Source organism: uncultured Enterovirga sp. (assembly GCF_964242715.1).
Taxonomy (GTDB): Bacteria; Pseudomonadota; Alphaproteobacteria; order Rhizobiales; family Beijerinckiaceae; genus Enterovirga.
The window spans coordinates 55,993-78,642 of record NZ_CAXTAZ010000019.1; the positions used below are offsets into that span (position 1 = coordinate 55,993).

20 protein-coding genes are annotated in these 22,650 nt (G+C 67.9%); 6 read left to right on the forward strand and 14 right to left on the reverse strand.

The window, feature by feature from the left end; all coding sequences use genetic code 11:
* The first annotated feature begins 123 nt into the window (after window positions 1-123).
* The gene (glyS, locus tag ACFE87_RS11670; RefSeq protein ID WP_375459801.1) at window positions 124-2,844 is read left to right on the forward strand and encodes a glycine--tRNA ligase subunit beta; all 2,721 of its coding nucleotides are present in this window, start codon (window positions 124-126) and stop codon (window positions 2,842-2,844) included.
* Window positions 2,845-2,858: 14 nt separating this feature from the next.
* Here glyS and ACFE87_RS11675 read toward each other — a convergent pair whose 3' ends face one another.
* Window positions 2,859-5,207 carry a bifunctional salicylyl-CoA 5-hydroxylase/oxidoreductase gene (locus tag ACFE87_RS11675; RefSeq protein WP_375459802.1) on the reverse strand — a complete coding sequence of 783 codons (2,349 nt, stop codon included), beginning with the start codon at window positions 5,205-5,207 and terminating at the stop codon, window positions 2,859-2,861.
* A 171-nt stretch (window positions 5,208-5,378) separates the two neighbouring features.
* Between ACFE87_RS11675 and ACFE87_RS11680 the strand changes: the two genes are divergently transcribed.
* From ACFE87_RS11680 to ACFE87_RS11695, 4 genes are all read left to right on the forward strand, one after another.
* Window positions 5,379-6,947 (forward strand): L,D-transpeptidase family protein, encoded by a 1,569-nt coding sequence (locus ACFE87_RS11680; protein ID WP_375459803.1) that lies wholly within the window; start codon window positions 5,379-5,381, stop codon window positions 6,945-6,947.
* A gap of 68 nt (window positions 6,948-7,015) precedes the next feature.
* Window positions 7,016-7,282, forward strand: a complete 267-nt coding sequence (locus ACFE87_RS11685; RefSeq protein ID WP_375459804.1) for a bacterioferritin-associated ferredoxin — start codon at window positions 7,016-7,018, stop codon at window positions 7,280-7,282.
* Window positions 7,283-7,339: 57 nt separating this feature from the next.
* On the forward strand, window positions 7,340-7,825 hold the full coding sequence (gene bfr / locus ACFE87_RS11690) for a bacterioferritin (protein ID WP_375459805.1): 486 nt from the start codon (window positions 7,340-7,342) through the stop codon (window positions 7,823-7,825).
* 67 nt (window positions 7,826-7,892) lie between these two features.
* A complete protein-coding gene (locus tag ACFE87_RS11695) occupies window positions 7,893-8,429 on the forward strand; it encodes a Dps family protein (protein WP_375459806.1) in 537 nt (178 codons plus the stop codon).
* A 7-nt stretch (window positions 8,430-8,436) separates the two neighbouring features.
* On the opposite strand, the gene ACFE87_RS11700 is transcribed toward ACFE87_RS11695, so the two are convergent.
* Both ACFE87_RS11700 and ACFE87_RS11705 read right to left on the reverse strand, forming a co-directional pair.
* On the reverse strand, window positions 8,437-8,976 hold the full coding sequence (locus ACFE87_RS11700) for a GNAT family N-acetyltransferase (protein WP_375459807.1): 540 nt from the start codon (window positions 8,974-8,976) through the stop codon (window positions 8,437-8,439).
* A gap of 50 nt (window positions 8,977-9,026) precedes the next feature.
* Window positions 9,027-11,837, reverse strand: a complete 2,811-nt coding sequence (locus tag ACFE87_RS11705; protein ID WP_375459808.1) for an ATP-binding protein — start codon at window positions 11,835-11,837, stop codon at window positions 9,027-9,029.
* A 170-nt stretch (window positions 11,838-12,007) separates the two neighbouring features.
* On the opposite strand from ACFE87_RS11705, the gene ACFE87_RS11710 reads away from it, so the two are divergent.
* Window positions 12,008-12,469 (forward strand): phasin, encoded by a 462-nt coding sequence (locus ACFE87_RS11710; protein ID WP_375459809.1) that lies wholly within the window; start codon window positions 12,008-12,010, stop codon window positions 12,467-12,469.
* A 79-nt stretch (window positions 12,470-12,548) separates the two neighbouring features.
* Here the strand turns inward: ACFE87_RS11710 and ACFE87_RS11715 are convergent, their stop codons facing one another.
* The 11 genes from ACFE87_RS11715 to livM all read right to left on the reverse strand — a co-directional run.
* Window positions 12,549-13,436 carry a cation diffusion facilitator family transporter gene (locus ACFE87_RS11715; protein WP_375459810.1) on the reverse strand — a complete coding sequence of 296 codons (888 nt, stop codon included), beginning with the start codon at window positions 13,434-13,436 and terminating at the stop codon, window positions 12,549-12,551.
* 194 nt (window positions 13,437-13,630) lie between these two features.
* Window positions 13,631-14,938, reverse strand: coding sequence for an adenylosuccinate lyase (purB, locus tag ACFE87_RS11720; protein ID WP_375459811.1), 1,308 nt, complete (start codon window positions 14,936-14,938; stop codon window positions 13,631-13,633).
* Window positions 14,939-14,948: 10 nt separating this feature from the next.
* Complete coding sequence (gene rpe / locus ACFE87_RS11725) at window positions 14,949-15,638, reverse strand: ribulose-phosphate 3-epimerase (RefSeq protein WP_375459812.1); 690 nt, start codon at window positions 15,636-15,638, stop codon at window positions 14,949-14,951.
* Window positions 15,639-16,166: 528 nt separating this feature from the next.
* On the reverse strand, window positions 16,167-17,174 hold the full coding sequence (locus ACFE87_RS11730; protein ID WP_375459813.1) for a P1 family peptidase: 1,008 nt from the start codon (window positions 17,172-17,174) through the stop codon (window positions 16,167-16,169).
* Window positions 17,175-17,406: 232 nt separating this feature from the next.
* Entirely contained in the window at window positions 17,407-18,534 is a 1,128-nt protein-coding gene (locus ACFE87_RS11735; protein WP_375459814.1) for a branched-chain amino acid ABC transporter substrate-binding protein, read from the reverse strand.
* A gap of 122 nt (window positions 18,535-18,656) precedes the next feature.
* Entirely contained in the window at window positions 18,657-19,007 is a 351-nt protein-coding gene (locus tag ACFE87_RS11740) for a DUF6867 family protein (protein WP_375459815.1), read from the reverse strand.
* Window positions 19,008-19,018: 11 nt separating this feature from the next.
* A complete protein-coding gene (locus ACFE87_RS11745) occupies window positions 19,019-19,591 on the reverse strand; it encodes a hypothetical protein (RefSeq protein ID WP_375459816.1) in 573 nt (190 codons plus the stop codon).
* A 118-nt stretch (window positions 19,592-19,709) separates the two neighbouring features.
* Complete coding sequence (locus tag ACFE87_RS11750) at window positions 19,710-19,979, reverse strand: BrnT family toxin (RefSeq protein ID WP_375459817.1); 270 nt, start codon at window positions 19,977-19,979, stop codon at window positions 19,710-19,712.
* A 13-nt stretch (window positions 19,980-19,992) separates the two neighbouring features.
* On the reverse strand, window positions 19,993-20,769 hold the full coding sequence (locus tag ACFE87_RS11755) for an ABC transporter ATP-binding protein (protein ID WP_375459818.1): 777 nt from the start codon (window positions 20,767-20,769) through the stop codon (window positions 19,993-19,995).
* Window positions 20,766-21,608 carry an ABC transporter ATP-binding protein gene (locus ACFE87_RS11760; protein ID WP_375459819.1) on the reverse strand — a complete coding sequence of 281 codons (843 nt, stop codon included), beginning with the start codon at window positions 21,606-21,608 and terminating at the stop codon, window positions 20,766-20,768. The genes ACFE87_RS11755 and ACFE87_RS11760 overlap by 4 nt, the downstream gene beginning before the upstream one ends.
* Window positions 21,608-22,650 (reverse strand): high-affinity branched-chain amino acid ABC transporter permease LivM (livM, locus tag ACFE87_RS11765; RefSeq protein WP_375459820.1); only part of this gene is annotated, 1,043 nt, incomplete at its 5' end. The genes livM and ACFE87_RS11760, both read right to left, overlap by 1 nt.

A 22,650-nucleotide genomic window follows, 5' to 3' on the forward strand; every position in this document is an offset into this window, starting at 1 on the left:
GACCGCCGCGATCCATCCGCTCATGCCGGCGAAAGCCGGCACCCAGGAGGGCTGCCGTCTGGGCCCCGGCTTTCGCCGGGGCGAGCGGTGGCGACCTCTCCGCTCCGATCGACACCTGCAGCCATGCCCGACCTCCTGCTCGAACTCCTCTCCGAAGAGATCCCGGCCCGCATGCAGGGGAGGGCGGCCGACGACCTGCGCCGCCTCGTCACGGACGCGCTCGTCGCCCAGGGCTTCCTCTACGAGGGCGCCAAGGCTTATGCGACGCCGCGGCGGCTCGCCCTGCATGTCGTCGGGCTTCCGGCCAAGGGGACGGACGTGCGCGAGGAGCGCAAGGGCCCGCGCGTCGGGGCGCCCGAGGCGGCGCTCGCCGGGTTTCTGAAGAGCGCCGGACTCGCCTCCGTCGACGAGCTGACAGTGCAGAGCGACCCGAAGAAGGGCGATGTCTACGTGGCCGTGATCGAGCGCCCGGGCCGCCCGACGCCGCAGGTCCTGTCCGAACTCCTGCCCGGCATCATCCGGAGCTTCCCCTGGCCGAAGTCGATGCGCTGGGGCGCGGCCTCGCGCGATCCGGGCTCGCTTCGCTGGGTGCGGCCGCTGCAATCGATCCTGTGCACCTTCGGCGCGGAGACCGAGACGCCGGAGATTGTGCCGCTCCTCGTCGACGGGCTGCTTTCGGGCGACACGACCCGGGGCCACCGTTTCATGGCGCCGGATCCGATCCAGGTCCGGCGCTTCGACGATTACGCGGCCTCCTTGCAGACGGCCCGGGTCGTGCTCGATGCCGAGCGCCGCCGCGACATCATCCGTCACGATGCGCGGGACCTCGCCTTCGCCCAAGGGCTCGAGGTGGTAGAGGACGACGCGCTGCTGGACGAGGTGGCGGGCCTCGTCGAATGGCCGGTCTGCCTGATGGGCCGCTTCGACGAGAGCTTCCTCGCCATCCCGCCCGAGGTGATCCGGGCGACGATCCGGGCGAACCAGAAATGCTTCGTGCTGCGCGATAGCGTCAGCCTCTCCCAAGGGGAGAGGTCGAGCGACGCGGAGCGTCGACCGGGTGAGGGTGGTGACCTCTCCGGACAGGTCCAGACCCCTCACCCGGTCGCGCCTGCCGACGCGACTCGACCACTCTCTCCGGGAGAGGCAGGCGCGTCCACCCTCGCGAACCGCTTCATCCTGGTCTCGAATATCGAGGCCTCCGATGGCGGCTCCGCGATCGTGGCCGGCAACGAGCGCGTGGTGCGGGCGCGGCTGTCGGACGCCAGGTTCTTCTGGGACCAGGACCGCAAGACGAGGCTCGAGGATCGCCTGCCGAAGCTCGACTCGATCGTCTTCCACGAGAAGCTCGGCACGCAGGGCGAGCGCGTCGCCCGCGTCGCGTCGCTCGCCCGCGAGCTTGCTCCGATGGTCGGCGCCGACCCGGACCAGGCCGAGCGCGCGGCGCGCCTCGCCAAAGCCGACCTCACCACCGAGATGGTCGGTGAGTTCCCCGAGTTGCAAGGCCTGATGGGCCGCTACTTCGCCGCCGCTCAAGGAGAGACCCCCGCGGTCGCGGCCGCGATCGAGGAGCATTATCGCCCGCTCGGTCCGTCGGACCGGGTGCCGAGCGAGCCTGTGTCGGTCGCGGTGGCGCTCGCAGACAAGCTCGACACGCTGGTCGGGTTCTGGGCGATCGACGAGAAGCCGACGGGGTCGAAAGACCCGTATGCACTCCGGCGGGCGGCGCTCGGGGTGATCCGGCTGGTGCTGGAGAATGGGCTGCGGCTGCGCCTTTCTGAACTACTTCCGACATCTACTCTCTCGTATTTGCTCTTTGGCTTGCACGAGAGCGAAGGTATTGGACGATCGAACTACCAGTTTCTCATCGGAGAACGGTACGAGGGCGGTGTCATCACCGGTGGAGATTGGCACAAGTCACCGTATCGACTCTACCTAAATTTCGACGGTTTTCTCGAGCGAGAAGGCGGGCTTGCGGGCAAAGCCGAGTTATCAGTCGCTCGGGATGAAGATAAAGCAAATGCCGCCTTGTCCGAACTGCGTAGCCGTATCTCGTCGCTCGATACGCTACTGGCTGTCCTTGACTTCGACGATGGATCGATGCGCCTCGAGGGGTTCACGTCATTTTACAAATCGAGATCATACGATCCGCGAACGTGGGAGGGGGCCGCAGCTGAATTATCTAAGTCGCTTGTCCCCTTCTTCCACGATCGCCTGAAGGTCTATCTCCGCGACCGAGGGGCGCGGCACGACCTCATCGATGCCGTCCTGAGCGCTGGGGCCGTCGACAGCCTCTCCCCGTCGGGGAGAGGTCGAGCCGGCGGCAGCCGACCGGGTGCGCAGCTTGCGGAGAGCGCGCAACCCCCTCACCCCGACCCTCTCCCCGATGGGGAGAGGGAGAGCGGCGGTGGCGCGCCGGCGAACGACGACCTGCTGGCGATCGTGCGCCGGGTCGAGGCGCTCGGGCATTTCCTGGCGACCGAGGACGGCACGAACCTGCTCGCCGCCACCAAGCGCGCCGCGAACATCCTGCGGATCGAGGAGAAGAAGGACGGCCTCTCCTACGACGACATCCCGGATGTCGCGGCCCTCGTGGCCGAAGAGGAAAAGACGCTTGCGGTCGCGCTCGCCCGAGCGGCGCACACCGCCGGCGAAGCTGTCGCGGCCGAGGATTTCGCGGCCGCGATGCGGGCCTTGGCTGAACTCCGGCCGGCGGTCGATGCCTTCTTCGACAAGGTCACCGTCAACGCCGAGGAGCCGGCCTTGCGCGAAAACCGCCTGAAGCTCCTCGCCATGCTGCGGCGGGCGACGCGCGAGGTTGCGGATTTTTCGCGCATCGAGGGATAGGCCGGACGCCCGGTCTATTCCGCCGCGAGCCGCGGCATCGCCTTCAGCTCAGCCCTGGTCTTCGGCCGTCCGCGGCGGCGGAGGTCGTCCATGTCGGCGCGGTCGCGCACGCTGTTGCGGAGGATCTGGTCGAGGCCCGGCGCATAGGGCTGCGGCGCGGTTAGGCCCGGAGCGCCGTACCAGGCGCCGGCCCGGAGCGTGAAGGACGGATCGACGAGATGCGGCCGCCCGAGCGCCACGAGATCGGCCCGGCCCGCGGCCAGGATCGTGTTGATCTGGTCGGCCGAGGTGATGTTGCCGACGCACATGGTCGCGACCTTGGCCTCGTTCCGGATCTGGTCCGAGAACGGCGTCTGAAACATGCGGCCATAGACCGGGCGGGCCTCGCGCACCGTCTGGCCGGTCGAGACGTCGACGAGGTCGACCCCCGCCTCGGCGAAGGCGCGGGCAATCACGACCGCATCGTCCGGCGTCAGCCCGCCCTCGGCCCAGTCCGTGGCCGAGAGCCGGACCGACATCGGTTTTTCGCGCGGCCAGGCCTCCCGCATGGCGCGGAAAACCTCGAGCGGGAAGCGCAGACGGTTCTCTGTCGTGCCGCCATATTCGTCCGTCCGCCGGTTGGTCAGCGGCGACAGAAAGCTCGCGAGCAGGTAGCCGTGGGCGCAGTGAAGCTCGGCCATGTCGAAGCCGGCCCGCTCGCCGCGACGGATCGCGGCCACGAACTCGTCCCGGACCCTGTCCATGTCGGCGCGCGACATCTCGCGCGGCACCTGGCTGTCGGGGAAGTAGGGAAGGGGGGAGGCGGCCATCACCTCCCAGCCGCCCGAGGCGAGGGGACGGTCCATGCCGTCCCACATCAGCTGCGTCGCGCCCTTGCGGCCGGCATGGCCGAGCTGGAGGCAGATCTTGGCGGTCGAATTCGCGTGGACGAAATCGACGATGCGGCGCCAGGCGGCCTCCTGCTCGTCTGTCCAGAGGCCGGTGCAGCCCGGCGTGATGCGGGCATCGGGCCCGACGCAGGTCATCTCGGTGAAGAGGAGGCCGGCGCCGCCGATCGCGCGCGAGCCGTAATGGACGAGGTGCCAGTCGGTCGGCACGCCGTCCTTCGCCGAATACATGCACATCGGCGACACGACGGCCCGGTTCGAAACCACCATCTCGCGGAGCTTCAGCGGCTGGAACATCGGCACCGTCGGGCGCTCGACATCGACGTCGAGCCCCGTCGCCCGGACGCTCTCGGCGAAGTGGCGGTCGACCTCGTCGACGAAGTCCGGCGCGCGCAGGCGGAGGTTGTCGTAGGTGATGGCCTTGGCCCGCGTCATCACGCCGAAGGCGAATTGCACCGGGTCGAAATGCCAGAAGCGGTCGACATGCTCGAACCAGACGAGTGAGACGTCGGCCGCGTGCTGGATCTTCTCGACCTCCTCGCGCCGGCCGGTCTCGTAGCGCTGCAGGGCCGCCGCGACGGAGGGCTCGCGCGCCAGCGCCTCGTGCAGGGCGATCGCGTCCTCCATGGCGAGCTTGGTGCCCGAGCCGATGGAGAAATGCGCCGTCGCCTTGGCGTCGCCGACCAAGACGATGTTGTCCCGCACCCAGCGCTTGTTCCGGATCATCGGGAAAGAGCGCCAGACCGACCGGTTGGTCAGGATGGGATGACCTTCGAGGAAGTTCGCGAAGATGCGCTCCATCAGCCGGGCCGAGTCCGCCTCGCCCATCCGGTCGAGACCGGCGCGCCGGAAGGTCTCGGGGTCGGTCTCGAAGATCCAGGTCGAGCGCCCGGGCTCGTATTGGTAGGCATGTGCGATGAACGGCCCCCACTCGGTTTCCTCGAACAGGAAGGTGAAGGCGTCGAGGGGCCGAGTGGAGCCCATCCAGGCGAAGCGGTTCGGGCGCAGGTCCGTCTCGGGCTGGAAATGCTCGATGTAGCGCTGGCGGAACCGGCTGTTGATGCCGTCGGCCGCGACCACGAGGTCGCAATCGGCGAAGCGCGCCTCGTCGTCCTCGATCTCGGTCTCGAAGGCGAAGCGGACGCCGAGCGCGCGGGCCCGGTCCTGGAGGAGCGTGAGAAGGGCGCCGCGCGAGCAGCCGCAGAACCCGTTTCCGCCGACCCGGTGGACGCTGCCCCGGAAGTGGATCGCGATGTCGTCCCAGTAGGCGAAGCGCCGGACGATCTCGGCATAGCTCTCCGGGTCGTAGCGCTCGAAAGTGTCGAGGGTCGCATCCGAGAACACGACGCCGAAGCCGAAGGTGTCGTCGGCCCGGTTGCGCTCGTAGACGGTGATGTCCGCCGCGGGCCGCGCCTTCTTGACCAGGATGGTGAGATAGAGCCCGGCCGGCCCGCCACCGACCACCGCGATCTTCATGCGCCTCTCCGCTCCGACGAGATATTTTAGGCTTAAAGCAATTTGCCGCAAGCGGGGCTGGGAAGGACGGCTGATCCCTCCTTCCGAGCGAGGGATCATCGTCGGCCAGCGCCGCGTTTCCTTGATCAGCTTTCCTCAACCTTACCGGATCATGGTCCGGGCCGGAGATCGATGATGCTGGTCCGACTTCTCGCTACCTGTGCGACATGCTGCCTGGCTTTCGCCGGGACGGGGGCGCTCGCGGCCCCTACCGAGACAGGGGTTCGGGCTGCCGATTCCTCCGTGGCTTCGCCGGAGGAGGCCGCCCCTCCTCGCGCTGCCGCCCCGAAGCCCCCCCGCGCCGCCGAGGTTCCGGCGTCTCCGGCGCCGAAGGATGCGCCGGCGCTTCCGGCCGGAATTCCAACCGGGCCGGCCGTCGACAAGGCGGCCGTGGTGGTGAAGCAGAAGGCGCCGCCGACGGAGCCGGTGAAACTGTCCGACGACCCGCGCCCCGTGCTCGGTCCCGAGACCTTCGTCCAGACCATGAATGCGGCCGAGCGCTACCGGGAGCAGGTCGAGGGTGGGGGCTGGGGGAGCGTTCCGAACGACGCGACCCGGCTGAAGCCCGGCGATCGCGGCCCGAGCATCGCCGCGCTTCGCGCCCGACTGGCGGCGGAAGGCGACCTGCCGGAAGCCGAGCGCGCCGGCCTCGCCTTCGACGAACCACTGGCGGTCGCGCTGAAGCGCTTCCAGTTCCGGCACGGTCTCGAGGAGACCGGCCTCGTCGGTCCCCGGACGCTCGTGCAGCTCAATGTGACAGCCGCCGTGCGGCTCAAGCACTTGCAGGCCTCGGCCGCGCGCCTGCTCGGTTCCAAATTCCCGTTCGGCGAGCGCTACGTAGCGGTGAACATCCCGTCGGCCAGCGTCGAGGCGGTCGAGCGCGGGGCCGTGGCCCGACGCTACGTCGCGATCGTCGGCAAGCCCGATCGGCCGTCGCCGACCGTCGAGACGCGGGTGACCTCGATCAATTTCAACCCGACCTGGACGGTGCCGACGTCTCTCATCCGCAAGGACATCATCCCGCATGTCCGCAAGGAGCCGGGCTATCTCGCCCGGATGAAGATCCGGCTGTTCGACAACACTGGCCAGGAGGTGGACCCGGCGACGATCGACTGGTCGACCGAGCGGGCCGTGAACTACACCATCCGCCAGGATGCCGGCATCGAGAATTCGCTCGGCGAGGTCCGGATCGACATGCCGAACCGGCACGCCGTCTACATGCACGACACCCCTTCCAAAGGACTGTTCGCGCGAGACCGGCGCGCGCAATCGTCCGGCTGCGTCAGGATCTCGGGCGTGAAGGGCCTCGTCGGCTGGCTGCTCGAGGGTAATGCCGGTCCGGGCGGCCCGGGCTCGTCCTGGGGCGGGATGGAGATCGAGACCGCGATCGCGGGGGGGACGCGCGTGGACGTCCGGATGACGAAGCCGGTCCCGGTGGCGTGGGTCTACCTCACGGGATACGCTCTCGCGGACGGCACCGTCCATTTCCGCGACGATATCTACGGCCTGGACGAGCCCGGGGCGCCGCCTGCAGATTCGGGCCGTCCGGCGGCGCAGGCGAAGACCGCTCCGGTGGTCCCGCCGAAGGTCCGGGTGGTCGACGACCTCACCACATCCTCGACGGCACCGGCGCGGGACCGCTCCTCGGAGACGACCCGACCTGTGGCAACCCACCGCTCCGAAACCCGAAATCCGATGTAGCGGCCGTGAAGACCATGGGCTAAGGTACTGATATTCCTTGTGCTTTAGAGTTCTTCTAAACTGCGCCCATGATCGTCTGCTCCTGCAACGTCCTGTCCGATGGTGACGTGAAGGCCTGCCTTCGCGACAGCCCCGCCTGTCCTCGGACCCCGGCCCAGGTCTATCGCTGCCTCGGCTGCAGCCCGAATTGCGGCAGGTGCGCCCGCTCGATCCGGGCCATCATGGACGCCGCCCTCCAGGCCGCAGACCATGCCTGCGGCGGGTGTCCGCTTTCCCATGCGGGCGAGCATGCGCATACGGCGGCCGACAGTCTCCTTGAAACGGTTCTAAACTAGCTGGACATCGGGCAGCGCCCGCCCTACATCGCATCCTTGAGATCGAACGAGGATGTGATGAAGGGCGACGCCAAGGTTATCGAGTATTTGAATCGCGGGCTCCGCAGCGAGCTCACCGCGGTCAGCCAATACTGGCTTCATTTCCGCATCCTGGACGATTGGGGCTACAAGGACCTCGCCAAGACGTGGCGCAAGGAATCCATCGAGGAGATGAACCACGCCGACAAGTTCGTCGAGCGGATCATCTTCCTGGACGGCTTCGCAAACCTGCAGGTCCTCGATCCGCTCCGCATCGGCCAGACCGTGAAGGAGATCATCGAATGCGATCTCGCGGCGGAGCATGAGGCCCGGTTGCTCTACCTCGAAGCCGCGAAATATTGCGAGAGCGTCAACGATCGCGTCTCGAAGATCCTGTTCGAGGAGCTCGCGACGGACGAGGAAGGCCATATCGACTTCCTCGAGACGCAGCTGAACCTGATCGAGCAGCTCGGGCTCGCGCTGTATTCGCAGAGGCATATCGGCAAGCTCGACGACGAGCATTGATCCGAACGGCGATGGAACGAGGCGGCCTTCGCCTCGTTCACGCCGCTCCAGACAGGAGAGATGCGACATGGCGAAGCCCGCGAAACCGCAACCCGGCCCAGGCCGCTCGAATCTCGAGACGCCCACCGACCTCTCGCCCGAGGCCGTGAACGACGTCTCGCAGGCGGTGAACGGGCTCGTGGCCGACGCCTTCGCGCTCTACGTGAAGACGAAGAACTTCCACTGGCACATCTCCGGACCGCATTTCCGCGATTACCACCTGATGCTCGACGAGCAGAGCGACCAGATCTTCGCGACCATCGACCCGCTCGCCGAGCGTGTCCGGAAGATCAGCGGCAAAACCCTGAGGTCGGTCGGCCAGATCAGCGGCATGACGCGGGTGAAGGACAACGATGCCGAATACGTGACGCCGCTCGACATGCTGCGCGAGCTCGTCTCCGACAACAAGGCGATGGCGAAATCCATGCGGGACGCGCACGAAGTCTGCGACGAGCATGACGACGTCGCGACCGCCAGTCTCCTCGAGAACTTCATCGACGAGACCGAGCGCCGGACCTGGTTCCTGTTCGAGGCCAGCCGGTTCGCCGACGAAACCGGCCACTGAGCCGCCCTCAGCCCGGGCCGGCCAGCCGGCCGACCTTCGCCCGGGCCTGAACGAGCGCCGGATCGTCCGGGTCCGGCGTGAGGTCGAAACCGAGGTCCTGAGCGAAGCGCAGCATGCCCACGTTCTCGCTGAGAACGAGGCCGTGGATGGCGTCCACGCCGATGGATCCGGCCCGCACGAAAAGCTCCTCCATCAGGGCACGACCGAGCCCCTGACCCTTGAGGTCCGATCGCACGAGGACGGCAAACTCGCCCTGCCGGCTTTGCCGGCCGGACAGCCGGTGCAGGCGGGCGACCCCGAGGATGGCTCCCTCCGGGACGCTCTCCGCCACGAGCGCGATCGCGCCGGCCGGGTCGTAATGGGTGAAGTCGAAGATCTGCCGCGCCGTCAGCTCGGCCGCGCTGAAGAAGCGAAAGCGCCGATCCTCGGCGGACACATGCGCCAGGAAATCCGGATAGAGCGCCTCGTCCGTCGCTTCGAGCGGCCGGACCGTCGCCGTATGGGGGTCCGGCAGATGGATCGCCGTCTCCGCCTCGAACAGGGTCATCTGCCCGATATGGGCACGGCCGGCCGCCCCGCCACCCCGGCCCGGCGCGGCTATTCCGCCGCGACGGCCTGAGCTGGCGCCGCCGGAAGGTGGACCGCGATCAGGGTTCCCCTGTCGCGGCCGCTCGTGATGCTGAAGACGCCGCCATTCGCTTCCACCAGGGCCTTCGAGAGCGGCAGGCCGAGGCCCGTCCCGTCCGTCCGGCGGGTGGCCGCGACCTGACGGAAAGGCGTGAGCGCGGCCTCGATCTCGACCTCGCTCATGCCGGGTCCGGTATCCCGCACGCTCAGGCGCACGTCGCCCGGCCCGGCCGAGGCGGTCGACACGATGACCTGCCCGCCGGCGCCGGTGAAGCGGATCGCGTTCGAGAGCACGTTCAGCACGATCTGCCGCACGGCCCGCTCGTCCGCGCGAACCGGCGGAAGGGCCGGGTCGAAGCTCGTGCGCAGGATCGTCCTCTCCCGCCCGGCGAGCGGGGCCGACAGCGCTACGCATTGCTGCACGATCTCGTTCAGGTCGAGATTCTCGGGTTCGAGATCGATCTGGCCGGAACTCGCCTTGGCGAGGTCGAGGAGGTCGTTGACGAGGCTGACGACGTGCCCGCCAGAGGCGTAAATGTCGCGCATGTAGCCGCGGTAGCGCTCGCTGCCGAGCGGCCCGAAACGCTCCTCCAGCATCAGTTCCGCGAACCCTGTGATCGCGGTCAGCGGCGTGCGGATCTCGTGGCTGATCCGGGCCAGGAAATCGGCCCGGTTCGCACCGGCCCGTTCGGCGACGCCGCGCGCCTCGCGCAGCTCGTCCTCGACCTGTTTGAACCGCGACAGGTCGTGGAAGGCGAGGACGTAGATCGGCCCGTCCGATCCCGCCACCATCCCGGCCCGGACGGAAAGGGGCCGCGCTATCCCGTCCCGCAAGCGGCCGCGCGCCTCGAATTCCCGGCCGGCCGGGCCGGAATCGCCGCCCGCCACCCGTTCGAGGCAGGCGAGGGCGGTCCGGTGATCCTCGGGGGTGATCAGCGTCGTCACGACCTCCCCCACGATCTCGTTCGCGGCATAACCGAAGAGGCGCTCGGCGGCGCCGTTCACCGACAGGATGCGGCCGGCCGGGTCGAGGGTCAGCAGCCCGTCGGCCGCGAATTCGAGGCTGGCCTGGAGCTCGCCGGCCCTATGCCGGGCGGCATCGCGCTCCAGCCGCAGCGTCTCGCGAGGTTGATCCGCCCCACTTTCCGGAATGGCGAGCAGGCAGAGCAGGGTCGCGGGCGCGTCGCCCCAGACGATCTCCGCCCGATGGGCCTCGACCCTGGCGATCCCGGGACCGCTGCCCGCAAGCGTGACGAGGGTCGGCGACCCGTCATCCGGCAGGCCGTCGAGCTGCCGGCCGAGAAGGGCCGTCACGCCGCCATGCGCCACCCATGCGGGCAGGTCGTCATGGCCGGCGAGAGCGAGCAGGGGACGATTGGCAAAGATCGGCGTCTCGTCCCGGAGCACCATCGCGGCGACCGGTAGACGGTCGAGGATGCGGGCCGCCTCCAAGGGACGCGGCCGTGTCGGCAGCGCCACGATCTCGGCGGTGGGACGTGGCGGCGAGGCGGGCTCGTCCGTCTCGCCGATGGAGCCCAGCGCACGGGCGATCTCGTGCAAAGCTCCGCTCTCGTCGGGCGAGAGCCCGCCGGGCCCGGCCGGAGACTGGCCACCGGAGGGCGGCGGCTCGGGCGCCACATCCGGCGGCTCGGCTGCGGCTGGAGGCGTGTCCCGCTCGGCCTTGCCCGACGGGCTGTCGGCATGGGCGGCCCCGAAGGGCGGGTTGAACAGGGCCCGGAGCACGCCGAACACGGTCTCGCCTGCGGAGCCCGTCAGGGCGGCGGCCGCGTTTAGGGCCTGATCCAGGCCCGTAAGCTGGTGCCGGGTCGGCTCGGCCGCAACCGGACCGGCTTCGAGCGGCGCGACACTGTCTTCGGCGGGAGCCGTGTCCTGAGCGGGGGAGGGCTCCTCCTCGTCCTCGTCGAGCGTCGCCAGGTCCGAGAACAGGCCGGCCACCATGGGCGTGGCCTCGTCCGGATAGGCGAGGCCGAAGCCGCGAAAGCCGGTGACTTCGCCCTGAGCCGTCAGCACGGGCGCTCCGCTCAATTCGGCCACGAGGACGCGGTCCTGCTCGACGTCGCGCCAGAGCACGGGAGATCGAGTCCAGCCCGTACGGTCCGCGAGATGGCGGGCGATGGACTCGTGCTCGTCGATCACGATAGGCCCCGTCAGCCGCCGCCACAGCCGTCCCTCGATCCGTCCCGCCGTCGGTCCCACGCTTTCCGCAAGGCCGGGCGAGACCTCGAGGAAGCGTCCCTCCTCGTCCATCAGCCACACGAAGCGCCGGCTGCGGGAGCGGCCACGGGGAAGCTCGGGTGCCGGCTCCGGCTCCGGCGCGAGCGGGGCGGGCTCGACGGACTGCGTGGATATTTCGGCTGCGGCGGTCGCCTCCGGAACCGGATCGGGGCCGCCCTGAGACGAGGGACCCTCCAGCACGGCCGTCAGCAGCGCCTCCTGGCCTTCCGCCTCGACGATGCGGCAGGCGAGCGTCAACGGCAGGCCCAGGCGGTTCCCCCTCAGACGCCAGCGCTCGAGCCTGAAGGCCCGGCGCGAGGCCAGGCCCCGGCCCAGAGCGCGCAGCCGTTGACGGTCGGCGGGAGCAAGGACGTCCTGGCCGGTCCAGAGGGGATGCTGGGCAGCCCGGTGCGAGCGCCACAGCAGCCGATCGCCGTCCAGGCTCCAGACGAACAGTCGCGAATCCGGCCCTGCGATCCGGTCAGCGCCGGGCTCGCCGGCCAAGGCCGCGACCGCTCTCTCCCAGATCCCCGTCTTGGGGTCCATGCCTTGCCTCTTGTCAGCTCCGAGAACGCCAATCCTATCCTGGAAATTGAGGCCCGGATTGCGGCGGACCCATTTACTTTCCCGTAACGTTAATCCGGCGGGACCGGGTTGCCCAATCGCGCGCCATGGTCTATGTTGCAGTGCACAAGACGGCAAGCTAGGAGGATGACGTGGCAGAGGCGACAGGCATGAAATACGAAGTTCCGACCGAGATGCGGGACTTCGCCGAGAAGAGCGTCGACCAGGCTCGGAAGGCCTTCGACGGCTTCCTCGGCGCGGCCAACAAGGCCGTCGACACGCTGCAGGGTTCGACCAACACGATGCAGTCGAGCGCGTCCGACGCGACCCGCAAGACGCTCTCCTATGCGGAGCAGAATATCTCGGCCGCCTTCGACCATGCTCAGCGCCTCGTTCGCGCCGCCGACATGCAGGAGGCCATGAAGCTGCAGGCTGAATTCGCCCGTACGCAATTCGCGGCGATGCAGACCCAGATGAAGGAACTGGGCGAAATCGCCCAGAGCGTCGCTCGCCACGCGACGACGCAGGCCCAGGCCGCGGCTACCGATGCGGCGGCCGCGACCCGCTCCGCGGCCGATCAGGCCGGCGCGGCCTTCCGCCCGAACCAGGACTGACACCGACGCCGAGGCGTCGGGTTCGGCTGGGCCGCCACGGGCGGCCCGGCCTTTTTTGTGTCTCGGCCGCTAGGCTCGCCTAGAGCACCACGATGCCGGAATGCTTGGCCTTGTCCTCCGGCTCGACATGGATGGTGACGTGAGCGCCCTCCATCTCGCTTTTCAGCGCCCGCTCGACCTGGTCGCAGATGGCATGGGCGTCCGCCACCGTGAGGTGGCCCGGCACGACGAGGTGGAAGTCGACGAAGGTGAGCCGCCCGGCATGTCGGGTCCTGAGGTCGTGCGCCTCGATCGCTCCCTCGGCATGGATCGAGATCAGGTCGCGGATCCGTGAGAGGGTTTCGTCCGGGGCGGCCTCGTCCATCAGCCCGCCCAGCGATTCCGTGATCACCCGCCAGCCCGACCAGAGGATGTTGAGCGCCACGAGCGCAGCCAGCGCGGGGTCGAGAATGGCGATCCCGGTCAGGGCCGCCGCAGCGAGGCCGGCCGCCACGCCGATCGAGGTCAGGACGTCGGCCACGAGGTGGCGTCCGTCCGCCAGCAGCGCGTGCGACCGGACGCGCCGCCCGTGTCGCAGCAGCACCCAGGCCCAGGCCGCGTTGATGACCGACGCGGTGGCGTTGATGGCGAGGCCGAGGGCCGGCTGATCGAAGGAGCGCGGGGTGAGGTAGGCGAGATAGGCCTCCCGCAGGATCAGCAGCGCCGCGACCACGATCAGAACGCCCTCGAGCACGGCCGAGAAGTATTCCGCCTTGGCATGTCCGTAGGGGTGCTTGGCATCGGCCGGCTGCAGGCTGACCCGGATCGCGTACAGGGCGACCATCGAGGTCACGACGTTGATGACGCTCTCCAGCGCATCCGAATAGAGCGCGACGCTGCCGGTCACCGCGTAGGCCGCGTATTTCAGCGCCAGCACCACGATCGCGACGCCGATGCTGCCGATGGCGATCTTCTGAGTCTGGTCCATGTCGGGATCAGGTCCAAGTCGCTCGGGCTGACGATCGGGGCGCGGCTTCCGCCGGGTAGCCGCGCGCCGGACCCTACCCTCTTCGGGGCTTTCCGGGCAAAGCGGAGGCCGCGCCCGTCGCCGTGAATCAGGGCCACGGCCGTCTCGTCATTCCGGCCGGTGACCGAAGGCGACGCCGGTGGCGAGGAGCCTTTTCAGGCGGTCCCGAACACCCGGCCGAAGATCGTGTCGACATGTGTCAGGTGGTAGCCGAGGTCGAACAGGCTTTCGAGCTCCGCCTCGTCGAGCGAGGCGCGGACCTCGGGGTCCGCCTTGAGGAGGGTGAGGAAGTCGCCCTCGCCGCGCCAGACCGGCATCGCGTTGCGCTGCACCAAGCGATAGGAATCCTCCCGGCTGACGCCCTTCTGGGTGAGGGCGAGCAGCACGCGCTGGGAATGGACGAGGCCGCCGAGCCGGTCGAGATTGCGTTGCATGTTGTCCGGATAGACGAGGAGCTTGTCGACCACGCCAGTGATACGGACGAGGGCGAAATCGAGCGTCACGGTTGCGTCCGGCCCGATCATCCGCTCGACGGACGAATGCGAGATGTCGCGCTCGTGCCAGAGGGCGACGTTCTCCATCGCCGGCATGGCATAGGCGCGGACCATGCGGGCGAGGCCGGTGAGGTTCTCGGTGAGGACCGGGTTCCGCTTGTGCGGCATGGCCGAGGAGCCCTTCTGGCCCTCGGAGAAGAACTCCTCGGCCTCGTAGACCTCCGAGCGCTGCAGGTGGCGGATCTCGATCGCGAGCCGCTCGACGGAGGAGGCGACCACGCCGAGCGTCGCGAAGAACATGGCATGGCGGTCGCGTGGGATGACCTGGGTCGAGACGGGCTCGACCGCGAGGCCCATCTTCTCCGCCACGTAAGCTTCGACCCGCGGGTCAATATTGGCGAAGGTGCCGACCGCACCCGAGATGGCGCAGGTCGCGATCTCGGCCCGGGCCGCGACGAGCCGGGCGCGGGCGCGCTGGAACTCGGCATGGAAGCCCGCGAGCTTGAGCCCGAAGGTGACGGGCTCGGCATGGATGCCGTGCGAACGCCCGATGGTCGGCGTCATCCGGTGCTCGAAGGCGCGACGCTTCAAGGCATCGAGCAGCGCGTCGACATCGGCGATGAGAAGGTCGGCCGCCCGGGCGAGCTGGACCGAGAGGCAGGTGTCGAGCACGTCCGACGAGGTCATGCCCTGGTGGACGAAGCGCGCCTCCGGCCCGACGATCTCGGCGAGATGGGTCAGGAAGGCGATGACGTCGTGTTTCGTGACGCGCTCGATCTCGTCGATCCGGGCGACGTCGAAGACGGCGCCGCGGCCGCGCGCCCAGACGGTGTCGGCGGCCTCCTTCGGCACCACCCCGAGTTCGGCGAGGGCCGAGGTCGCATGCGCCTCGATCTCGAACCAGATCCGGAACCGGGTCTCGGGTGACCAGATCGCGACCATCTCGGGCCGGCTATAGCGGGGGATCATATCGTCATCCTTAGACCCAGCGGCCGGCGGCCGGGTCGGCCGCGCCACGGATCGCCTCGATCGCCCGGCTATAGCTGCCCGGGCCTCCTCGAAAGACGGCGGACCCGGCGACCAGGACGTCGGCGCCGGCACGGGTCGCGAGCGACGCGGTCTCGGCCGTGATGCCGCCGTCCACCTCGATCAGGATCTCGCGTCCCGCCGTCATCGCCCGAATGCGGCGGACCTTCTCGAGCGTCCCCTCGATGAAGGCCTGGCCGCCGAAACCGGGATTGACCGTCATCACGAGAACGAGGTCGACGAGGTCGAGGACCGGCTCCACGGCCGTCTCCGACGTGCCCGGATTGATCGCCATGCCGGCCCGCTTTCCGAGGGCACGGATGACCTGGAGCGACCGGTGCAGATGCGGGCCCGCCTCGGCGTGGACCGTGATCACGTCGGCGCCGGCTTCGGCGAAGGCCGCGAGATAGGGATCCGCCGGGGCGATCATCAGATGCACGTCGAGGGGCTTCGCCGTGACGGCCCGAACGGCCTTCACGATGTCCGGCCCGAAACTGATGTTCGGGACGAAATGGCCATCCATCACATCGAGATGGATCCAGTCCGCGCCGGCCGCATCGACGTCCCGCACCTCCTCAGTCAGGCGACCAAAATCGGCGGCAAGGATCGACGGCGCGATGAGAAGGCCTGGGATTGCGGGCATGGAGGGCCGGTATCACCCTGCCCGCCGAGGAGCAATGCGCCGCGAGTTTACCGGTCGTTAACCGTCCTCCTGCAGAACCGGATCACGGCATCCGGTTCTGCCGTGACGGGATGATCCCGGGATCACAGGACGGACCGGAAAGGCGGGAGGACGGGAGCACGGATCGGCGAAGCCAGGCAGTTCGAGCGCTGTTCCTGGCTGAGGTCTAAGCTCTTCAACCTTGCTATTTGCGGCTGGCGGTCTGGCGGGAGCTCGAAGCTGATGGCTGGAGAATCCGGGGTAGGCTGTTGCACCTGATCTGATCGGTGGCGTAAGTTGAAAAATCCTTATTGGAATGTAGCAACGACTTACGAGGTCCAGATCGCCTGACGCGTGAGCTGCTTCACGTGGCAGGCCGACGATCTCACGTGCAAAGAGAGGGACGTGGCTCAGCCTCTCAGCGTCCGGTCACAAGCCATTGAATTCGTTACGATGAATGGGGGGAGGGCAGTCCGGTCCCATGTTCAGAAACAACGTTCGGCCTGCAGCTTAATTCGCTGTCCGTGCAAACATATCGCGCCAGCTCGGGTGAGAGTTCTCCGTCCCAAGGGGCCGAGCCTCGAAGACGCCCCTGGCAATGGCCCGCGTCAGGCAATCCGCAGCGACGGCTCCGATCTCTGTCAGCGCGGACGGGGTGTCCGCAACCTGCCCCCGGCCGGTCGCGACGGCGAAGACCGTGTCGCCGTCGAGGGGAGCGAAGGTCAGGCGGAGAGCACGCGCAAGCCCCGCCTCGGCCATGGTCGCGACCCGCTTGGCCTGCGCCTTCGTCAATCGCGCATCGGTCGCGACCACGGCGAGCGTCGTCCCGAGACCCGGTCCGCCCTTCCAGACCAGGCGAAGGTCGTCGGGGTCGAGACGAAGTTTTGACCCGAGGCCCCCGAATTCGGCGTCCTGCTCCCAGGGCGCGGCCCAGAAATGCGGCCCGCCGCCGACGATGGCCGACCCGATGCTGTTCACGACCGCGAGGGCTCCCACCCGAAAGCCTGCGGGTGTGACCGCACTGGCCGAGCCGATCCCGCCCTTCAGGTCGACGGTGGTGGCGCCGAAACCGGCCCCAGCGGTGCCGAGCGCGAAACCCTTCTCCGCGGCGTCGCAGGCCCGGTATGCGAGTTCACGGTAGGGTGGGTAGACCCCCCAATCCTTGTCGCCGCCATTGAGGAGGTCGAAACAGATGGCCTGGGGGACGAGCGGCACGCTCATGCCCCGGATGATGAAGCCGCGCCCGCACTCGCGCAGCCAGGCCTGGACGCCCGAGGCCGCGTCGAGCCCGAAGGCCGAGCCTCCGGACAGCGCGATCGCGTCCACGGCCTCCACGGTCATCTCCGGGTCGAGCAGCGCCGTGTCGCGGCCGCCCGGGGCGCCACCCGGGAGCGTGACCGCGGCGACGCAGGGTTCGTCGAACAGGAGAACGGTGACGCCGCTCGCGAGGACCGGATCGTCGGCATGGCCGACCCGGATCCCGGGGACGTCCGTGATGAGGTTGAGGGTAGCGTTCATCGGGCGACACAAGCTCAGGCCGGACGCCCGCGCAATCCGCTGTGATCAGGGCATCCCGGGAAGCAGGGATCACAGGATGCCAGGACGACCTGATCCGGGCTTTGTTGGATACGTGCCCAAACGAAAACGGGCCCGCCGATCGATGGCGAGCCCGTCATGAAGGCGAGGGTCGGCAGGCCGACCGGCAGGTCCTCGCTCGCCGCCGGGTGGCCCGGCGAGCGAGGAGCGCCTCTTACATCCCGACTTCGTTGCCGGAATAGTCGATCTTGCCGTCGGCGCCCTTCTTCCAGACATACATCACGTAGTCCGGTCGGGTGATGTCGCCCTTCTTGTCATAGGAGATGTCGCCGATCACGGTCTTGAAGACCTTCCCGGACTTCATCACCTCGGCGATCTTCTTGCCATCGGTCGACTTCGCCTGCTCCGCCGCCTGTTTCAGGATCTGGACGGAGGCGTAGCTGTACAGGGTGTAGGCTTCCGGATCGATCTTCTTGGCCATGAACTTGGCGACCGCATCCTTGGCCTCCGGGTTCTTGCGGGCGTCGGGGCCGAAGGTCATGTAGGTGCCCTCCGCGCCCGGACCGGCGATCTGCACGAATTCCTTGTCCGTGATGCCGTCGCCGGACATCATCGGCGCCTTCAGCCCCTGGTCGCGCATCTGCCGGATGATCAGGCCGGCCTCGGTGTGGAGGCCACCGAAATAGATGACGTCGATATTGGCCTGTTTCAGCTTGGAGACGAGCGCGGAGTAATCCTTCTCGCCCGTGTTGACGCCCTCGTAGACCACTTCCTTCAAACCCTTCGCGTTCATGGTCTTCTGGGTCTCGTCGGCGAGGCCCTTCCCGTAGGGTGTCTTGTCGTGGACGACCGCCACCTTCTTGCCCTTGAAATGGGTGGACAGGTAGGTGCCGGCGACCGCGCCCTGCTGGTCGTCACGGCCGCAGGTGCGGAAGGTGTTCCACATGCCGCGATCGGTGAATTTCGGGTTGGTCGAAGCCGGCGTGATCTGGACCATGCCGGATTCCTGGTAGACCTCGGAAGCCGGGATCGAGACGCCCGAGTTGAAGTGGCCGACGACCAGCTTCACGCCGTCGGACGCGAATTTGTTCGCGAGCGACACGCCCTGTTTCGGGTCGGACGCGTCGTCCCCGATGGACAGGACGATCTTCTGCCCCATGATCCCGCCGGCGGCATTGATGTCCTCGACCGCCTGCTCGACGCCGTTCTTGAGCTGTGCCCCGAAGGCCGCGTTCGGTCCGGTGATCGGGCCGGCAACGGCCATCTTCAACTGCGCGTGGGCGGGCGCCGCCACCGCGAGGCCGAGTCCGAGCGCGAGCCCGGTCAGCATCCCTGTTCTCATGGTCATCCTCCTCGATGAAAGGCGTCAGCCGGAGACCCGGCAGCGGCGCACGCGCCGGCTTGCGCAATCTTGCTGGTTTCCGAGACGTTGTCACCGGCCCAATGCTGGTGAAAACGTCGGCATCACTGCATCTTCGCACGCCAGGCGAGCGGACCCGCGCGCTCGTAGAGCCACGGATATTGCCGGGTCATCTGGTTCGTCCGGGTGCGACGATAGCCGAGCGAGGCGATCGCGGCCACGACGACGAGGTCGACCAGTCCGAAGCGCCAGGAGAGGAGGGTGCCCTCGAACAGCGCGAAGTGGATGAAGCGGACCGCAAAGGCAAGCGGCACCGACCAGAGGAGGACGTGCCAGACCGGCCGCCAGGTCTGGGCGATGGCCTTGCCGGTCATCCAGGCCGTCCAGCCGCCAAGCACGATCGTGACGAGGGCGAACAGCCAGGCCGACGGTTCTTCGTAGAGGATGCCTTGCATGTCAGACCCTCTCAAGCTGGCCAGATAATTTGGCCCAATCGCGAGTGGGGGAATATTGCTATCAGCGGCCGCTGCGCGAGGTGTCTCGCGCTCGCGGCTCCGCTTAGCAGCCACGATCGGATTGCGCCTGCTTCGTCGTTCTCGGGGCCGAAAGGGATTGTTCGTCCCATCACGTCGATGCGCCGGCCGCGATAGCCGCGGGATTCATCGGTAGGATTTGCGCCAAACCTCGAAGGCCCGAAATCGACGTGCCAAACCATCCGGTGCGGAAAACGCGGCTCGCCTTCAACCTCCTCGAAAAAGGCCCAGAGATCGAAGTCTTTCACCCCATGGCGACGATCCAAGAAGTGTAGCGCCGCGCCTTGGGCCAGTGCTATGACCTTCAAGCGTTCTGTGCTCGCTCCGCTGGGCTGATCCGGCAACCGTCGCGCCAGCGACTGGAGCCATTCTCTCGCAAGGTCTGAGAGACGCTCGAGATCGCCGATCTCGATGAACTCCGGCGAGCGCTCCGACGACATCTGCTCGGCGGCGCGCTGCCAGAATGCCTCATCGAGCGCGGGATGGTCCGGGTCGGAGGCGGCCATCTGCTCGACGTCGTCATCCGACCACGCCGCGATACGCTGCCTGTCCGTGATCGACGCACGGGGATCCGCAGCGCCGCTTTGGGCTCCGCGCGGCCAGGTTGGAAGGGCTGCTCTTCGATTACTCATACCGGGCCCGCTCCTTCCTGCTCGCCGGCCAAGCTGTAATCAGCCAAGTGACCGAGTTGCGGACCGTGTACACCACGGTGAAGATTCTTCCGAGGGCCAAGCCGACCGCGACCCGGCGCTGCTCTCCGTAGTCGAACCGCTCGTCCACGAGATCAAGCCGCCGAGGATCGTCGAATACGGCTGCCATATCCAACAGGTCGAAGCCGCGTTCGGCCGCAAGTCGTCGCCGCTTCGCGGGGTCACAGTCGAACGTCCTGCCCACGGACGGCTTCGGCTCAGTGCCGGCCGCCCTCGAGATACGCCGCCTGCACCTCGGGATTGGCCAGCAGCTCCCGGCCGGTGCCCGTCATGGTGATCGTTCCGGTCACCATGACATACCCTCGGTGTGCGAGCTTGAGCGCGTGGTAGGCGTTCTGCTCCACGATGAAGACGGTCATGCCCTCGCGGGCATTCAGGTCGCGGACGACCTCGAAGATCTGCTTCACGATCAGGGGCGCGAGGCCGAGCGACGGCTCGTCGAGGAGGAGGAGGCGCGGCCGGCCCATCAGGGCGCGGGCAATGGCGAGCATCTGCTGCTCGCCGCCGGACATGGTGCCGCCGCGCTGGTGCAGCCGCTCCTTCAGGCGCGGAAAGAGGGTCAGCATGCGGTCGAGGTCGGCAGCGAAATGGGCGCCGCCGTCGAGCGAGGCTCCCATCTGCAGGTTTTCGTAGACGGTCATGCGGGCGAAGATGCGCCGCCCCTCTGGCGATTGCGCGATCCGGAGCCGCGCGATCCCGTGCGTGGAGAGCCCGGTGATGTCCTGGCCCGCGAAGGTGATGCTGCCCCGGCGCGCGCGCGGGTTGCCGCAGATCGTCATCATCAGGGTCGACTTGCCGGCCCCATTCGCGCCGACGAGGGCCACGATCTCGCCCTCGCGCACGTCGAGATCGACACCCTTCAGCGCGATGATGTTGCCGTAATAGGTCTCGACCCCGCGCACCTGCAGGAGGGCGGGCGCGTCCGCGATCGCACGCGTCTCCGGGACGAGGACGTTGATGCCGGCGACGCTCATACGCCGACCTCCGCCTCGACCAGCGCGACCTCGTCGTCCTCGACCCCGAGATAGGCGGCGACGACGCGGGGATCGCGCTTCACCTCGTCCGGGACTCCGTCGGCGATCTTCAGCCCGTAATCCAGCACGACGACGTGATCGGAGATCTCCATCACGACCGACATGTCGTGCTCGATCAGGAGGAGGGAGGTCCCGTCCTCAGCCCGAATGGAGAGGAGAAGCTCGTTCAGCTCGTGCGATTCGCGCGGGTTCAGGCCGGCGGCCGGCTCGTCGAGGCAGAGGAGGACGGGGTCGGTGCACATGGCGCGCGCGATCTCGAGCCGGCGCTGGTCGCCATACGGCAGGTCGCCCGCGGGATCGTCGGCCCGATCGATGAGGCCGGTGCGCTCGAGCCAGCGCTCGGCCTTGGCGACCGCGTCCTTCTCGGCCTTCACGAAGCCGGACAGACCGAAAAGACCCCCGATCGTGTAGTTCGACGCGATCATGAGCGCGTTGTGCTGCGCCACCATCAGGTTCTCCAGCACCGTCATGCCGGTGAAGAGCCGGATGTTCTGGAAGGTGCGGGCGACCTTGGCCTTCCAGGTGATGTCATGCCCGGGAAGCCGCTCGAGCAGGTGCGTCGCGCCTGAGGGCTGACGGAGAGTCATCATGCCCTCGGTCGGGCGGTAGAACCCCGTGATGCAGTTGAAGACGGTCGTCTTGCCGGCCCCGTTCGGGCCGATCAGCGCGGTGATGTCGCCGCGGCGGCAGGCGAAGGAGAGGTCGCCCACGGCGACGAGCCCGCCGAACCGCATCGTCAGGTGGTCGACTTCGAGCACGGAATCTGCGGCGGCGCGCATCAGCCGTGCCCTTCCTTGACGAAGGAGCCGGAGATGGACCGCCGCTGCTTCAGCACGACCGAGGGCTCGCGGACCGAGATCAGCCCACGCGGGCGCCAGATCATCATCAGCACCATGGCCATGCCGAAGAGCAGAAGCCTGTACTCGTTGGGGTCGAAGCCTGGGCCGAAGACCTGTTTCAGGAACTCGAGATTGCGGAGCATTTCCGGGCCGCCGACCATGGCGATGGCCGCGATCGCGACGCCGATCTGAGACCCCATGCCGCCGAGGACGACGATGGCCAGGATCGTCGCGGATTCGAGGAAGTTGAAGCTTTCGGGGCTGATGAAACCCTGGCGGACGGCGAAGAAGGAGCCGGCGAAACCGCCGAACATGGCCCCGATCGCGAAGGCCGTGAGCTTCGTCGTCGTGGTGTTGATGCCGAGCGACTTGCAGGCGATCTCGTCCTCCCGCAGCGCCTCCCAGGCCCGCCCGATCGGCAGGCGTCGGAGCCGAAGCGTCACGAAGTTGGTGAGGAGCGCGAGCGCGAGGATCAGGTAGTAGAGGAACAGGATGCGGTGCATCGGGCTGAAGACAGGCCCCTCCGGCCCGAACAGCCAGGCGAAATGGCCCGTGACGCCCTCGGCCCAACCGGTGAGCCACCGGAGCCAGCCGATGAAGCCCGTCTCGTCATTCGTGAACGGGATGCCGAAGAAAGTAACGCGCGGGATCGAGGAGATGCCGGCGCCGCCCCCCGTCACGTCGACCCAGTTGATGAGCACCAGCCGGATGATCTCGCCGAAAGCGAGCGTCACGATGGCAAGATAGTCGCCCCTGAGGCGCAGCACCGGGAAGCCGAGGAGGATGCCCCAGAAGGCGGCCAGGATGCCGGCCAGCGGCAGGCAGATCCAGAAGGAGAGCGAGAAGGTCGTGGCGAGAAGGGCGTAGGAATAAGCCCCGACGGCGTAGAAGGCGACATAGCCGAGGTCTAGGAGGCCCGCGAGCCCGACCACGATGTTCAGCCCCCAGCCGAGCATCACATAGGTCAGGATCAGGATGCCGA

Bases quoted from the DNA above. Each gene is read 5' to 3' on its own strand.
- ACFE87_RS11730 (WP_375459813.1), bottom strand. From the start codon at position 17,174: ATGAACGCTACCCTCAACCTCATCACGGACGTCCCCGGGATCCGGGTC.
- glyS (WP_375459801.1), top strand. From the start codon at position 124: ATGCCCGACCTCCTGCTCGAACTCCTCTCCGAAGAGATCCCGGCCCGC.
- ACFE87_RS11695 (WP_375459806.1), top strand. From the start codon at position 7,893: ATGGCGAAGCCCGCGAAACCGCAACCCGGCCCAGGCCGCTCGAATCTC.
- ACFE87_RS11685 (WP_375459804.1), top strand. From the start codon at position 7,016: ATGATCGTCTGCTCCTGCAACGTCCTGTCCGATGGTGACGTGAAGGCC.
- ACFE87_RS11735 (WP_375459814.1), bottom strand. From the start codon at position 18,534: ATGAGAACAGGGATGCTGACCGGGCTCGCGCTCGGACTCGGCCTCGCG.
- rpe (WP_375459812.1), bottom strand. From the start codon at position 15,638: ATGCCCGCAATCCCAGGCCTTCTCATCGCGCCGTCGATCCTTGCCGCC.
- ACFE87_RS11675 (WP_375459802.1), bottom strand. From the start codon at position 5,207: ATGAAGATCGCGGTGGTCGGTGGCGGGCCGGCCGGGCTCTATCTCACC.
- ACFE87_RS11680 (WP_375459803.1), top strand. From the start codon at position 5,379: ATGATGCTGGTCCGACTTCTCGCTACCTGTGCGACATGCTGCCTGGCT.
- ACFE87_RS11745 (WP_375459816.1), bottom strand. From the start codon at position 19,591: ATGGCCGCCTCCGACCCGGACCATCCCGCGCTCGATGAGGCATTCTGG.
- ACFE87_RS11760 (WP_375459819.1), bottom strand. From the start codon at position 21,608: ATGCGCGCCGCCGCAGATTCCGTGCTCGAAGTCGACCACCTGACGATG.
- ACFE87_RS11700 (WP_375459807.1), bottom strand. From the start codon at position 8,976: ATGACCCTGTTCGAGGCGGAGACGGCGATCCATCTGCCGGACCCCCAT.
- ACFE87_RS11740 (WP_375459815.1), bottom strand. From the start codon at position 19,007: ATGCAAGGCATCCTCTACGAAGAACCGTCGGCCTGGCTGTTCGCCCTC.
- ACFE87_RS11705 (WP_375459808.1), bottom strand. From the start codon at position 11,837: ATGGACCCCAAGACGGGGATCTGGGAGAGAGCGGTCGCGGCCTTGGCC.
- ACFE87_RS11755 (WP_375459818.1), bottom strand. From the start codon at position 20,769: ATGAGCGTCGCCGGCATCAACGTCCTCGTCCCGGAGACGCGTGCGATC.
- ACFE87_RS11715 (WP_375459810.1), bottom strand. From the start codon at position 13,436: ATGGACCAGACTCAGAAGATCGCCATCGGCAGCATCGGCGTCGCGATC.
- purB (WP_375459811.1), bottom strand. From the start codon at position 14,938: ATGATCCCCCGCTATAGCCGGCCCGAGATGGTCGCGATCTGGTCACCC.
- bfr (WP_375459805.1), top strand. From the start codon at position 7,340: ATGAAGGGCGACGCCAAGGTTATCGAGTATTTGAATCGCGGGCTCCGC.